The organism is Streptomyces sp. NPDC000345, from assembly GCF_042898825.1.
In the GTDB taxonomy this organism is placed as follows: Bacteria; Actinomycetota; Actinomycetes; order Streptomycetales; family Streptomycetaceae; genus Streptomyces.
In genome coordinates this window covers 16308-30126 of sequence record NZ_JBIAZE010000004.1, presented here as the reverse complement: position 1 = coordinate 30126, position 13819 = coordinate 16308, and the positions used below count along the sequence as shown (strand labels likewise).

10 protein-coding genes are annotated in these 13819 nt (G+C 72.6%); 6 read left to right on the top strand and 4 right to left on the bottom strand.

Annotation, left to right across the window (positions count from 1 at the left end; genetic code table 11):
• Positions 1-32 precede the first annotated feature (32 nt).
• The gene (locus ACFY30_RS10495) at positions 33-971 is read right to left on the bottom strand and encodes a peptidoglycan-binding protein (protein ID WP_390844770.1); all 939 of its coding nucleotides are present in this window, start codon (positions 969-971) and stop codon (positions 33-35) included.
• Between the two features lie 220 nt (positions 972-1191).
• Here ACFY30_RS10495 and ACFY30_RS10490 point away from each other — a divergent pair, with 220 nt between their 5' ends.
• Both ACFY30_RS10490 and glpK read left to right on the top strand, forming a co-directional pair.
• On the top strand, positions 1192-2043 hold the full coding sequence (locus tag ACFY30_RS10490; RefSeq protein ID WP_390844769.1) for an MIP/aquaporin family protein: 852 nt from the start codon (positions 1192-1194) through the stop codon (positions 2041-2043).
• A 51-nt stretch (positions 2044-2094) separates the two neighbouring features.
• Positions 2095-3612, top strand: a complete 1518-nt coding sequence (gene glpK, locus ACFY30_RS10485; protein ID WP_390844768.1) for a glycerol kinase GlpK — start codon at positions 2095-2097, stop codon at positions 3610-3612.
• An 89-nt stretch (positions 3613-3701) separates the two neighbouring features.
• On the opposite strand, the gene ACFY30_RS10480 is transcribed toward glpK, so the two are convergent.
• Positions 3702-5240, bottom strand: a complete 1539-nt coding sequence (locus tag ACFY30_RS10480) for a multicopper oxidase family protein (RefSeq protein WP_390844767.1) — start codon at positions 5238-5240, stop codon at positions 3702-3704.
• A gap of 267 nt (positions 5241-5507) precedes the next feature.
• Here ACFY30_RS10480 and ACFY30_RS10475 point away from each other — a divergent pair, with 267 nt between their 5' ends.
• Complete coding sequence (locus ACFY30_RS10475) at positions 5508-6281, top strand: polysaccharide deacetylase family protein (RefSeq protein ID WP_390844766.1); 774 nt, start codon at positions 5508-5510, stop codon at positions 6279-6281.
• On the opposite strand, the gene ACFY30_RS10470 is transcribed toward ACFY30_RS10475, so the two are convergent.
• Positions 6241-7821, bottom strand: coding sequence for a hypothetical protein (locus tag ACFY30_RS10470; protein ID WP_390844765.1), 1581 nt, complete (start codon positions 7819-7821; stop codon positions 6241-6243). The genes ACFY30_RS10475 and ACFY30_RS10470 overlap by 41 nt on opposite strands.
• Positions 7822-8095: 274 nt before the next feature.
• Here ACFY30_RS10470 and ACFY30_RS10465 point away from each other — a divergent pair, with 274 nt between their 5' ends.
• Genes ACFY30_RS10465 through meaB form a run of 3 tightly spaced genes read left to right on the top strand, consistent with a single transcriptional unit; the run spans position 8096 to position 13067 of the window.
• On the top strand, positions 8096-9904 hold the full coding sequence (locus tag ACFY30_RS10465) for a methylmalonyl-CoA mutase family protein (protein WP_390844764.1): 1809 nt from the start codon (positions 8096-8098) through the stop codon (positions 9902-9904).
• Positions 9904-12078, top strand: coding sequence for a methylmalonyl-CoA mutase (scpA, locus tag ACFY30_RS10460; RefSeq protein WP_390844763.1), 2175 nt, complete (start codon positions 9904-9906; stop codon positions 12076-12078). The genes ACFY30_RS10465 and scpA overlap by 1 nt, the downstream gene beginning before the upstream one ends.
• The gene (meaB, locus tag ACFY30_RS10455) at positions 12075-13067 is read left to right on the top strand and encodes a methylmalonyl Co-A mutase-associated GTPase MeaB (RefSeq protein ID WP_390844762.1); all 993 of its coding nucleotides are present in this window, start codon (positions 12075-12077) and stop codon (positions 13065-13067) included. The genes scpA and meaB overlap by 4 nt, the downstream gene beginning before the upstream one ends.
• Before the next feature lie 189 nt (positions 13068-13256).
• Here the strand turns inward: meaB and ACFY30_RS10450 are convergent, their stop codons facing one another.
• Positions 13257-13685, bottom strand: a complete 429-nt coding sequence (locus ACFY30_RS10450) for an O-methyltransferase (protein WP_390844761.1) — start codon at positions 13683-13685, stop codon at positions 13257-13259.
• Positions 13686-13819 lie beyond the last annotated feature (134 nt).

The window sequence follows — 13819 nt, the reverse complement described above, 5'->3', positions numbered from 1 at the left end:
GAGATCACGGCTCAGAGATCACGGCTCAGAGATCACGGCTCAGAGGTCTCGGCTTCGAGGGACTTCCGGGTCGCCTTCCCGTAGGCGCCCGGCTCGTCGGCCAGGACGAGCCGCGCGAGCTGGTAGCCGCGGACGGCGTTCTCGACGTCGCTGTCGAAGTCGCCGTCGGCCTCCCCACCGTAGAAACCGGCCTGCCGCAGACGGAGCTGGAGTTCGGTGACCTCCGGTCCGCTGTCGCCGAGGCGGAGGACGGGGGCCCGGCCGCCGGTCGACGACGGTGCGGGAGCGGCGGTGGCCGTGGCGGTGGCACCGGACCCGGTCGCGGAGGCGGTCGCTCCGGGGGATCCGGTCGGGGTGGCCGGGCTGCCGGAGGGGGTGGCGCTCGGCGAGGACGTGGGACTTCCGGACGGTCGCGCCGGGGACGCCGGCCCGGACGGCCCGGCCAGGGACGCCCCGGTCCCGGCGCCTCCGGCCGGCACGCTCGCCCGGAGGTCGCCGGGTCCGGCGCCGTCCCGTGCGGGGCTCTGGTAGGTGAAGAGCGCGGCCAGGACGCCGCCCGTCACCACCACGGCCGCGGCGGCGCCCGCGCCGGCGGTCAGCACGACGTGCCGGGGGCGGCGCCGCGCGGCCCGGTCGCCCTCGGCCGGGGCCGGGGCCGGGGCCGGGGCCGGGGCCGGCGGGGACTGCCCGGCCCCGGGGGCGAGGACACCGGGCTCGGGCGGGGACATCTCGTCGGAGCCGCCTGCCGGGAGCGGTGCGGGTAAGTCGCCGTCGGCGCCCGCCGGGGCGACGGCCGGTTCCGCGAACGGCCGTATGCGCAGCGGGTCGAAGTCCTCGGCGGCCGCGGTCTCCGCCGCGCGCGCCTCCAGGTGGGCGTCGGCCGCTCTGCGGGCGCAGGAGCAGGCCGGACCGCCGTCCGCCGCCCTGGGGGTCCCGCACTCCGGGCAGACGTGGCCAGTCGGTTCACTCACGCGCGATTCCTCTCCCTACGAACTACAGAGTTCAACCAAATCCTCTGCACAGGATCCCCGGGAGTCCCCCGAATCCGGAATCGCGACGTCCACGGCAGCGAAAACCAGTCACCGCAGGTAAATGTTCTGTAAGTGCGATATGCGCTTGATCGTCCTATTCTGATGCCGTGAGGACTCGGGCAATCTACGGCCGGTCCTGAGCCGGCGGAATCGAGCTGCTATGGCTGAGCGGCTGAAAAGGTCGGGTTTGGTCGGCGAACTGTCGGCCGAATTCGCCGGAACCATGGTTCTCATCCTCTTCGGCTGCGGCGTGGTGGCCCAGGTCGTGGCCGGTGGAGGACTCACCACACCTCCGGGCGGCCTGGGGAACCACGACAGCATCGCCTGGGCGTGGGGCATCGGCGTCACCCTGGGTGTCTACGTCGCGGCACGGATGAGCGGTGCGCACATCAACCCCGCGGTGACCCTCGCGCTGGCCGCGTTCAAGGGGTTCCCGTGGAGCAAGGTGGCGCCCTACGCGCTGGCCCAGACGGCCGGCGCCTTCGTGGGGGCCCTCATCGTCCGCTGGAACTACACCGAAGCGCTGGGCAAGTTCGACCCCGGCCACACCATCAAGTCGCAGGGCGTGTTCTCCACGCTCCCCGCCAACGGCAACACCAATCTGCCGGTCCACGAGTGGGGCGCGTTCCGTGACCAGGTCATCGGCACCGCCATCCTGCTGATGCTGGTGCTGGCCGTCACGGACCTGCTGAACAACCCGCCCGGCGCGAATCTGGCCCCGTTCATCGTCGGCCTGATCGTGGTGGGCATCGGTATGGCCTGGGGAACCGACGCGGGTTACGCGATCAACCCGGCACGTGACTTCGGCCCCCGGCTGGCCAGCTTCATCACGGGGTACGGCACAGCCTGGAGAGATCAGTACGACAACTTGTACTTCTGGGTGCCGATCGTCGGTCCGCTCGTGGGCGGCCTGATCGGCGCGTTCCTGTACAAGTTCTTCGTCGGACGGTTCCTCCCGACGGCCGAGCCGGAGCCTCCCGGTCGCGTCCCGGCCCCCGAGGGCAAGGACTGACACCCGGGGCCTGGCACGCGGGCCCGACACCCACCAAAGAGGCGGCATCTCATGGCGGACTTCGTGGGCGCGGTGGACCAAGGCACCACCAGTACCCGTTTCATGATCTTCGACCACAACGGCAACGAGGTGGCGAAGCACCAGCTGGAGCACGAGCAGATCCTCCCGAGAACGGGATGGGTCGAGCACGACCCGGTGGAGATCTGGGAGCGCACCAACTCCGTGATCCAGAACGCCCTGCGGCACGGGAACCTGTCCCCCACCGACCTGGCGGCGATCGGCATCACCAACCAGCGGGAGACCACCGTGGTGTGGGACCCGCGCAACGGCCGGCCGTACTACAACGCCATCGTCTGGCAGGACACCCGCACCGACTCCATCGCCGCCGCCCTCGACCGCGAGGGCAAGGGCGACGTCATCCGCCGCAAGGCGGGGCTGCCGCCGGCGACGTACTTCTCCGGCGGAAAGATCCAGTGGATCCTGGAGAACGTCGACGGCGTCCGCGAGGCGGCGGAGCAGGGCCACGCCCTGTTCGGCAACACCGACGCCTGGGTCCTGTGGAACCTGACCGGCGGTCCCGACGGCGGCATCCACGCCACCGACGTGACCAACGCCAGCCGCACCATGCTGATGGACCTGGAAACCCTCGACTGGGACGACGAGCTGCTGGGTTTCTTCAACATCCCCCGGGCGATGCTGCCCAAGATCAACCCCTCGTCGCACGCGGAGGCGTACGGCACGACCCGTACCTCCCGGCCGCTGCGCGAGGCCATCCCCATCGCCGGGGTGCTCGGCGACCAGCAGGCGGCCACCGTGGGGCAGGTCTGCTACGCGCCGGGCGAGGCGAAGAACACCTACGGCACCGGTAACTTCCTGGTGCTCAACACCGGTACCGAGCTGGTGCGTTCGCAGAACGGACTGCTCACCACGGTGGCCTACCAGTTCGGCGACAGCCCGGCGATCTACGCCCTGGAGGGCTCCATCGCCGTCACCGGGTCGGCGGTGCAGTGGCTGCGCGACCAGATGAAGATCATCAGCAGTGCGCCCGAGAGCGAGACCCTGGCCCGTACCGTCGAGGACAACGGCGGCATGTACTTCGTCCCCGCCTTCTCGGGCCTGTTCGCTCCGTACTGGCGCTCCGACGCCCGCGGCGCGATCGTCGGGCTCGCCCGTTACAACGACAACGGACACCTGGCGCGGGCCACCCTGGAGGCCATCTGCTACCAGAGCCGCGATGTCGTCGAGGCCATGGAGCAGGACTCCGGGGTCCATCTCGACGTGCTCAAGGTGGACGGCGGCGTCACCGCCAACGACCTGTGCATGCAGATCCAGGCCGACGTCCTCGGCGTCCCGGTGAGCCGTCCGGTCGTGGCCGAGACCACCGCGCTCGGCGCCGCCTACGCGGCGGGCCTGGCCACCGGCTTCTGGCGGGACACGGACGAACTGCGCACCCACTGGCAGGAGTCCAAGCGCTGGGAGCCCCAGTGGTCCGAGGAACAGCGCGCGGAGGGCTACGACGGCTGGAAGCGCGCGGTGGAACGCACCCTGGACTGGGTCAAGGTCGAGTAGGCCCTCTCACCCGTCGTCGGCGACTCCCGGCCACCGTGACCGGGAGTCGCCGGCGTGTGCGGCACACGGGGGCTGCCCACCGGGAGGGCTCAGCGCACGTAGTCGAGGATCTGCATCATGCCCTCGTCCTCGTGCTGGGACTGGTGGCAGTGCACCATCGCGCGGCCCACGAAGTCCGTGGCGCGCAGCCGGAGGGTGATCGAGCCGTGGGGCGGCAGGCCCACGGTGTCGTGCCAGACCGGGGTGGCCAGGGGGCGGTTGTTGACGGCGGTGAGGAGGAAGTGGTTGGTGTGCAGGTGGAGAGGGTGATGGGCGTGCCGGCGGGAGTCGTTGGTGACGGTCCATTCCTCCACCTGGCCCAGGCGGACGCGGTGGTTGACGTAGTCGGGCCGGAAGCGGCCCCAGGCGAGGTCGCCGCGCCCGGCCCCGGGATCGGCGTGCGGTGTCTCGCCCTCGCCCAGCATGCGGTAGGCGTGGGGGAAGTTCCCTGAGAAGACGTTCTCGTAACTGCGCAGGATCAGCGCGCGGGTACGGGTGGGTTCGGGCAGGGTGGGGGGCCGGCCGGGCAGGCGGGTGGGCAGCTTCATGGGGCGGGGGGTGCCGGTGACCTTCAGCGTCATCAGGGGCTTGGGGACACCGCCCGCGGTCAGCCGGTAGACACCGGGCTCGCCGCCGCGGATCAGCAGGTCCGCCCGGCCGCCGACCGGCAGTTGCAGGGCGGTGACGGCGGCGGGTTTCATGAAGGTGATGCCGTCGCAGGCGATCTGGTGCATCTTCTGCCCGTCCAGCCTCAGGTAGAGCGTGGTGAGCGCACCGGCGTTGACCAGCCGCCAGCGCTGGACCTCCCCCGGGGCGATGGTCAGGACGGGGCCGGCCGCGCCGTTGACGAGGAACGTCGAGGGGATGCGCTCGTAGATGTCCTCCGAGGTCAGGTCGGGGACCCTGCCGCCGGACAGTTTGAGTTCGTTGATGCAGACGACGATGTCCTTGGCCGCGGCGACCTCGGGGACCTCGTCGATGTCGCCCTCGACGATGAGCACGCCGGCCAGCCCGTTGAGCAGCTGGGTCGCGGTGGCCCCGTGGTGGTGCGGGTGGTACCAGAACGTGCCGGCGGGATGGTTGGCCGGCACGTCGACGACGCTGCGGTAGGTCTTGGTCCGGCCGGGCGTGTCGGAGGGCTCGAAGGAGCGGAAGACGTTGTCCGCCTCGCCCGTGGGGTCGACGTGCATGCCGTGCAGATGCAGGTTGACGGTGTTGAAGCCGTGCGGGACGTTGAGGGCGGCGCCGTGGTGCTGCGGCCCGGTGTTCGGGGGCAGCGCGTTGACGTGCGTGATCTCCAGGGAGTCCCCGGGACGCACCCGCAGGGTCGGCCCCGGGACGGATCCCTCGTAGGTGCGGGTGCGAACGGTGCCCACGCCGGGCAGTTTCTGCTCGGTGAAGCGGACCGTCAGCTGGGTCTTCAGCCTCCTCGGGCGCGGCCGGGCCGTGCGGGTCACGGGCTGCGGGAAGGCGGCCGCGGCCGCCGCGGTGGGTGTCGTCGCGCGCGCGTTCGCCGCCCAGGCGGTCATGGCTGCTCCGGCCGCGAGCGGCAGGCCCTTCAACACACCACGACGCGGCAGAGATGCCATGAATCGCCTCCACGGGCAGCAGCGGGCAGACCGTCGACCGGACACACCACACCCCGGAATCACGGAATGTGATCACATCGTACGATGAGTAGTCGCCCGAGGAGGCGTGACGGGGCCGGAGGAGTGTTCCGGGCCGGTCCGCCGGTGGGTTGTCCGCGAATCACGGGGGAATCGTCCGTGATCGGTAACAGACGCATCCCGTGACCGTCCTTCCTCGTCCTGCCAGGTGCGCGGAAGACGACGAGAACAGCGGGAAGCGGGGCGGACATGGCGCGGCACGGCGGGCGGGGCTGGTACGGCAGGGTGGTCGTGGCGGCGGTCGGGGTGACGGCTCTGGCGGCGGGCGCGTCGGTGTGGACCGCGCAGGCCGGTGCCGTGGGCGGCCGGTCCCCGCAGGCGGCGAGTTCCGCCACGCCGGGGAGCGCCGACATGGCCCCGGTCGCGGTGAGCATCGCGCACGCCTCGGACCAGGGGTCACGGGGCGTCAACATCACCATCGACGACGGGCCCGACCCCGTCTGGACCCCGCAGATGCTGCAGGTGCTCCGGGAGAACGGGGTGCGGGCCACGTTCTGCATGGTGGGGACGCAGGCTCAGGCCCACCCGGACCTGGTCAAGCAGGTGGTGGCGGCCGGGCACCGGCTGTGCGACCACTCCGTCGCGCACGACACCACCATGGACACCAAGTCCCAGGCCTACCAGTCGCAGCAGATCCTGGACGCCGAGCGCATGATCACCGAGGCGTCCGGGGGCGTGCGGCCGATGTACTACCGGGCCCCCGGCGGTGCCTTCACCCCCTACAGCCGTCAGCTCGCCGCCTCCCGGGGCATGCGCCCGCTGGGCTGGAACGTGGACTCCAAGGACTTCGAGCGTCCCGGCGCCGACGCCATCGTCGCCACCGTCGAGCGTGAGCTCGCCAACGGGCCGACGCTCCTCTTCCACGACGCGGGCGGCGACCGTTCCCAGACCGTCGAGGCCCTGCGCAGGCTCCTGCCCCGGCTCAAGGAGCAGGGCTACTCCTTCGGTTTCCCGGTGCGCTGAGCCCGCGGCCCGGCTGCTCGCCGGCCCGGCCACGATCCTCCCGCTCCGGCCGCGCCGGAGGCGGGGCCAGGTACACGCGCAGCTCGCCCGCGTCGGCCGGGGTCCACGACCGGGCGTAGCCGGGCGGGGCGCCGCCCGGTGGTACGAGCGCGGCGACGGGCAGGCTCCGGGCGGAGCGGTGGAGGGCGGCCGCGGTGGTGTTGGCGTCGTGGCCGCCGATGGCCGCCGACGAGCAGCCCGCGTAGTAGGCGATCGGGACGTAGGCGTGCCCGGTGAGCAGACAGGGCGGGCGCACGCCCAGCCGGTGCAGCGCGGCGGCGGTGCGGGCCCACTCGCGGTGGGAGACGGTGGTGCGCCGCACGGTGTGCTCCAGCACCGCGAACTGCACGGCCAGGTGCCCGGCCAGGGCGACGGTCACCAGGGCCACGGTCAGCGGCCGCCGGATCCGCCCCGGCGCCCCGACCAGGTGCACCAGGAGGCCGGCGACGGGCACGGCGAGCAGCGCGTAGGCGGGCAGCAGGAATCGGGGGGCCGCGTAGCCGATCAGGAAGAGGTAGGGGACGGCCGCCGAGCCGGCGCACGCCAGCGGCACCAGTGTGGCGGCGGGGCGCCGGGCGCGGACGGCGACGACGGCCGCGCCGACGGCGAGCACCGGCAGGGTGTACCACCACAGGGTCACCACGGCGGGGGGCAGGGCGCCGGTGCACGGGCGGCACAGCGTCCGTCCGGCCAGCCCGCGCAGCTGGTCGGCGACGGCGACGTGCCAGCCGAGGCCGCCCTGGATGCGGGACGCGTCGGACAGGCGCTGCGCGAGGCCGCCGTAGGAGACGTACGCCTCGATCACCCACTCGGCCGCCCCGGCGGCGAGACCGCCGGCCAGCGCCATCAGCGGCGCGGGGCGCCGCCACCGCCGTACGCCCAGCAGCAGGACGAGCAGGGGCAGCGCCGCCCAGACCGCGTCCACGGGGCGCATCCAGGCCATGAGAGCGGCGCTCAGGGCCAGCCCCCACAGGGCGGTGCGGTCGCGGCCGCCCGCCCCGGCGCGCAGGAAGTACCCCGTGCCGGCCAGGGCGCCGACCGCGACCCAGTAGTTGGGCATGGCCTGCGGGCCGTAGAACAGCGTCACCCACAGGGTGGCGAACAGGGCGCCCGCGGTCGCGAGCACGCGGACGCGGAGGACGCCCCGCCAGGCGCGGAGGGCGAGGAAGAGCCCGAGGCCGGACAGGACGGCCAGGTAGAGCCGCAGCAGCGCGGTGGACGAGGACCAGACGGCGACCGGCGCCACGAGCAGCGGGACGCCACGGGCGCGCGGGGCGCTGAAGAACGCGGCCGGGGCGTGCGAGGAGACCTGGCTGACGTAGACCGACTCGTCCCAGCCGAGGCCCATCCACGGTGGTACGAGGAGGAGCTGGGCCAGGGTGAAGGCGCCGGCCACGGCCGCGAGTCCCAGCCCGCCCCGGGACCGCCCCGCGGAGCGGAGAACCTTGTCGGGGCCGGACCGGAGCTGGCCGGTCAGCGTGGCCTGCGGACTGTCACTCACCACTCACCCCTGATCCTTGCGGCGGGCAGGTCACGGCGATCGTCCGGGCCGGAGATCCCCTACGGGCCAAGGTCGCAGTCAGGGCCGGGGCGGGCCCCCGCAGCGGAGCCGAACGGCGTAACGGCCGGGGGCGGTGACCGGCGGCGACGAGCCCGGCGAACGGCCCGCCGCGGGTGCGTTGGACGCCCGGTGAACGGGGTCACAGCCAAGGAGAGGGCAAGGTCACAGCCGTGCCCCCTGCTGCCCCTTTGTGCCTCTGGCCTAACATCCGAGCATGACGGTCCTGCCTGACGACGGGCTTGAGCTGGCCGCCGAGTTCCCTGACTCCACCCACGAGCAGTGGCAGCGCCTGGTCGCGGGCGTGCTGCGCAAGTCGGGCAAGGACGTCGAGGGCGCTCAGGCCGAGGAAGCCCTGTCCACCGCGCTGGAGGACGGGCTGCGCACCCGGCCTCTGTACACCGCGCACGACACCGCGCCCGAGCCGGGTCTCCCCGGGTTCGCCCCCTTTGTCCGCGGCAGCAGGCCGGAGGGCAACACCGTCGGGGGGTGGGACGTACGGCAGCGGCACTCGGCAGCCGACCACGGCGCTGTGCTCGCCGACCTGGAGAACGGCGTCACCTCCCTCTGGCTGGTCGTCGGCGAGGCGGGCATCCCGGTGTCGTCGCTCGGCCAGGTCCTCGAAGGGGTGTACCTCGACCTCGCCCCGGTCGTCCTCGACGCCGGCCGCGATGTCGAGCCCGCCGCACGGGAGTTGCTGCGGCTGTACGAGGAGCGGGGCGTCGCCGGGGACGCGGCGCGCGGCAACCTGGGCGCGGATCCGCTCGGTGACGAGGCCCGTACCGGGCGGCCCGGCGACTTCGCGCCGGCGGCCGGTCTCGCCCGGCTGTGCGCCGAGGCGTACCCGGGGCTGCGGGCGCTGACGGTGGACGCGCTGCCGTACCACGAGGCGGGCGGCTCGGCCGCTCAGGAGCTGGGTGCCTCGCTCGCGACCGGGGTGGCGTATCTGCGGGCGCTGACCGAGGCCGGCCTGAGCGTCGAACAGGCCTGCGCGCAGCTGGAGTTCCGCTACGCGGCCACCGCCGACCAGTTCCTCACGATCGCCAAGCTGCGCGCCGCGCGCCGGCTGTGGGCGCGGGTCGCCGAGGTGTGCGGGGCGCCCGACGCGGGCGCACAGATCCAGCACGTCGTGACCTCCCCGGTGATGATGTCGCGCCGCGACCCGTGGGTGAACATGCTGCGCGCGACCGTCGCCACGCTGGCCGCGGGGGCGGGCGGGGCGGACTCGGTCACCGTGCTGCCCTTCGACGACGCGCTCGGGCTGCCGGACGCGTTCGCCCGGCGCATCGCCCGCAACACCTCGACGATCCTCATCGAGGAGTCGCATCTGGCACGGGTGATCGACCCGGCGGGCGGCTCCTGGTACGTGGAGCGGCTGACGGACGAACTCGCCCGGGCGGGCTGGGAGTTCTTCCAGTGGATCGAGGGCAGCGGCGGGCAGGCGGCCGCTCTGCGCTCCGGCGAGCTCGGCCGGCGGCTGGCCGACACCTGGCAGGCGCGCAGCACCGGACTCGCCAAGCGGCGCGAACCCGTCACCGGTGTCAGCGAGTTCCCCTTCCTCGCCGAGAAGCCGGTGGTCCGCGAGGCCGCGCCCGAGCCGCGGTCCGGCGGTCTGCCGCGCGTGCGCCGCGACGAGGCGTTCGAGGCGCTGCGGGCGCGGTCCGACGCCCACCTGGCCGCGACCGGTTCACGGCCGCGCATCCACCTGACCGCGCTGGGCCCGGCCGCCGCGCACACCGCGCGGCTGACCTTCGCCTCGAACCTCTTCCAGGCGGGCGGCATCGAGCCCGTCACCGAGGGCACGTTCGAGGAGAGCGGTGCCTCGGAGGCCTGTCTGTGCTCCAGTGACGCGCTGTACGAGGAGCGGGCCGCGGCAGAGGCCGCGCGGCTGAAGGCGGCCGGTGCCGCGCATGTGTTCCTCGCCGGGCGTCCCGGGCAGTACCCGGATGTCGACGGCTACGTCTTCGCGGGCTGCGACGCCGTCGCCGTGCTGTCCGCCACCCTCGACCGCATGGGAGTGTCCTGATGGGAATCCCCGACTTCTCCGGGATCGAGCTGGGGACCCCGGCCGCCGCGGGCGGCACCGACGAGTGGCGTACGGCCGTGAAGAAGGCGGCCGGCGGGGACGACCTGCTCTGGGACACGCCGGAGGGCATCGCGGTCAAGCCGCTGTACACCGGGCAGGACCTGGAGGGCCTGGACTTCCTGGGCACGCATCCGGGCATCGCCCCGTATCTGCGCGGCCCGTACCCGACGATGTACGTCAACCAGCCCTGGACGATCCGCCAGTACGCGGGCTTCTCCACGGCCGAGGAGTCCAACGCCTTCTACCGCCGCAATCTGGCGGCCGGTCAGAAGGGCCTGTCGGTCGCCTTCGACCTGCCCACGCACCGCGGCTACGACAGCGACCACCCGCGGGTGACCGGTGACGTCGGCATGGCGGGCGTGGCGATCGACTCGATCTACGACATGCGCCAGCTGTTCGACGGGATCCCGCTGGACCGGATGAGCGTGTCGATGACGATGAACGGCGCCGTGCTGCCGGTGCTGGCGCTGTACATCGTGGCGGCGGAGGAACAGGGTGTGCCGCCGGAGAAGCTGGCCGGGACCATCCAGAACGACATCCTCAAGGAGTTCATGGTCCGCAACACCTACATCTATCCGCCGAAGCCGTCGATGCGGATCATCTCCGACATCTTCGCCTACACCTCGCAGCGGATGCCCCGCTACAACTCCATCTCCATCTCGGGCTATCACATCCAGGAGGCCGGTGCGACGGCCGACCTGGAGCTGGCGTACACCCTCGCCGACGGCGTGGAGTACATCCGGGCGGGCCGGGAGGCGGGCCTGGACGTGGACGCGTTCGCGCCCCGGCTGTCGTTCTTCTGGGCGATCGGCATGAACTTCTTCATGGAGATCGCCAAGCTGCGGGCGGCCCGCCTGCTGTGGGCGAAGCTGGTGAAGCAGTTCGACCCGAAGAACTCCAAGTCGCTGTCGCTGCGCACGCATTCGCAGACCTCGGGCTGGTCGCTGACCGCGCAGGACGTGTTCAACAACGTCACGCGCACCTGCGTCGAGGCGATGGCGGCGACCCAGGGCCACACCCAGTCGCTGCACACCAACGCCCTCGACGAGGCCCTCGCCCTGCCCACCGACTTCTCCGCCCGCATCGCCCGCAACACCCAGCTGCTCATCCAGCAGGAGTCCGGCACCACCCGGGTCATCGACCCGTGGGGCGGCAGCGCGTACGTCGAGAAGCTGACGTACGACCTGGCCCGGCGCGCCTGGCAGCACATCCAGGAGGTCGAGCAGGCGGGCGGCATGGCCCGCGCCATCGACGCCGGCATCCCCAAGCTGCGCATCGAGGAGGCCGCCGCCCGCACCCAGGCGCGGATCGACTCCGGGCGCCAGCCGGTGATCGGCGTCAACAAGTACCGCGTGGACAGCGACGAGCAGATCGAGGTCCTCAAGGTCGACAACTCCTCGGTGCGCGCCCAGCAGATCGCCAAGCTGCGGCGGCTGCGCGAGGAGCGGGACGAGAGCGCCTGCCGCCACGCGCTGGACGCGCTGACCCGGGCCGCCGACGGCGAGGGCAACCTGCTGGAGCTGGCGGTGGACGCCGCCCGCGCCAAGGCCACCGTCGGTGAGATCTCCGACGCCCTGGAGAAGGTGTACGGGCGGCACGCCAGCCAGATCCGTACGATCTCCGGCGTGTACCGCAACGAAGCAGGCGAGTCCCCGTCCGTGGACCGTACCCGCACCCTGGTGGACGCCTTCGCCGAGGCCGAGGGGCGCCGTCCGCGCATCCTGGTCGCCAAGATGGGCCAGGACGGCCACGACCGCGGCCAGAAGGTGATCGCCACCGCATTCGCCGACCTCGGCTTCGACGTCGACGTCGGCCCCCTGTTCCAGACCCCGGCCGAGGTCGCCCGCCAGGCCGTAGAGGCGGACGTGCACATCGTCGGGGTGTCGTCCCTGGCCGCCGGCCACCTCACCCTCGTGCCGGCGCTGAAGGAGCAACTCGCCGAGGAGGGACGCGAGGACATCATGATCGTGGTCGGCGGGGTCATCCCGCCGCAGGACGTGCCGACCCTGCTGGAGATGGGCGCGGCGGCCGTCTTCCCGCCCGGGACGGTGATCCCTGACGCGGCGTACGACCTGGTGGCACGGCTGTCGGCCGACCTCGGGCACGAGCTGTGATCGATGTCGACGCGTATGTGAAGGGCGTACTCGACGGGAAGCGGGCGCTCGTCGCCCGCGCGATCACCCTCGTCGAGTCCACCCGCCCCCAGCACCGGGCGCTGGCACAGGAGTTGCTGACCGCGCTGCTGCCTCACAGCGGCCGGGCCCGGCGGATCGGCGTCAGCGGGGTGCCGGGTGTGGGGAAGTCGACGTTCATCGACGCGTTCGGCACGCTGCTGACCTCGCTCGGACACCGGGTGGCGGTGCTCGCCGTCGACCCGTCCTCCAGCCGTACGGGCGGCTCGATCCTGGGCGACAAGACCCGGATGGAACGCCTGGCCGTCGACCCGGCGGCCTTCGTCCGCCCCTCCCCCAGCGCGGGCACGCTCGGCGGGGTCGCCAAGGCCACCCGGGAGTCGATCGTGGTCATGGAGGCGGCCGGCTACGACGTGATCCTCGTCGAGACGGTCGGCGTCGGCCAGTCCGAGACGGCCGTGGCCAACATGGTCGACTCCTTCCTGCTGCTCACCCTCGCCCGCACGGGCGACCAGCTCCAGGGCATCAAGAAGGGCGTCCTGGAGCTGGCCGACGTGATCGCCGTCAACAAGGCGGACGGCCCGCACGAGCGCGACGCGCGCGCGGCGGCCCGTGAACTCTCCGGCGCACTGCGGCTGATGCACGGCCCCGACCCGGCCTGGACGCCGCCCGTGCTGAGTTGCAGCGCACGGGAGTCGACCGGCCTGGACACCGTGTGGGAGCGCCTCGAACAGCACCGTTCGCTGCTCGACTCGACGGGCCGTCTCACCGCCAAGCGCCGGGACCAGCAGGTCGACTGGACCTGGAGCATGGTCCACGACGAGCTCCTGGGCCGCCTGCACGCCGACCCCCGGGTACGGTCCCTGGCGCCCGCCCTGGAACGGCAGGTCAGGGAAGGCGGGTTGACGGCGACGCTGGCCGCCGAGCAGATCCTTGAGGCGTTCGGCGGGCCCACGCGGCCGCCGATCTGACGCCCCGTCGGCGGTTCCCGCGGTCCCGCGCGGATTCATTCCGGGGTGGAACGCACCGCCATCAGCAGACCGCTCGCCCACGCCATACGGACGCACCGAAGTCCCCGCGCTCCTCCGGCTCGGCCGGCAGCCGTACGACGGAGGCCTTGTGTTCCCCGGGCCGTCCGAGCCTGGGGTCGAGGTCGTCGATCAGATGGGTCCCGCCGGGAGCCACCAGGTCCAGCGCCCGGTCGAGATGGGTGAACCTTCCCGGCCAGGTGTCCGCGAACACGAGGTCGAAGGGCTCGCCGGCGTACTGCTCCAGCCAGGTGCCGCCGTCCCCTCGACGACGGTCACCCGCTCGTCGGCGCCCAGTTCCTCCCGGGCCACGGCCTGGAGGGCGGGGTCGAGTTCGACGGTGACCAGGCGGGTGTCGCCGCTCATGCCGCCGAGGCGCCAGGAGGTCCCCTGCCCCGTCCCGGTGCCGAGTTCGAGGATCCGCCCGCCGGGCCGGGCGGCCGCGAGCACGGCCAGGAGGCTGCCGGTGCGGTCCTCGCAGGACATGGTGAACCCCGAGGCACGGGTCCTGGCCCGCAGGCCGGGAAGGGCGGTCGGGAAGCGGCTCGGTGTGTCGTCCACCGGGAGACGATGCGGGGCCCGTCCGCGCGGACGAGGTCGATGCGCACTCTGTGGCGTCACCGCCCCTTGAACGGCTCCCGCGGACTGCTAGCCTCTTCCTGGGAGCGCTCCCAACGACCCCGGGGCCATGACGC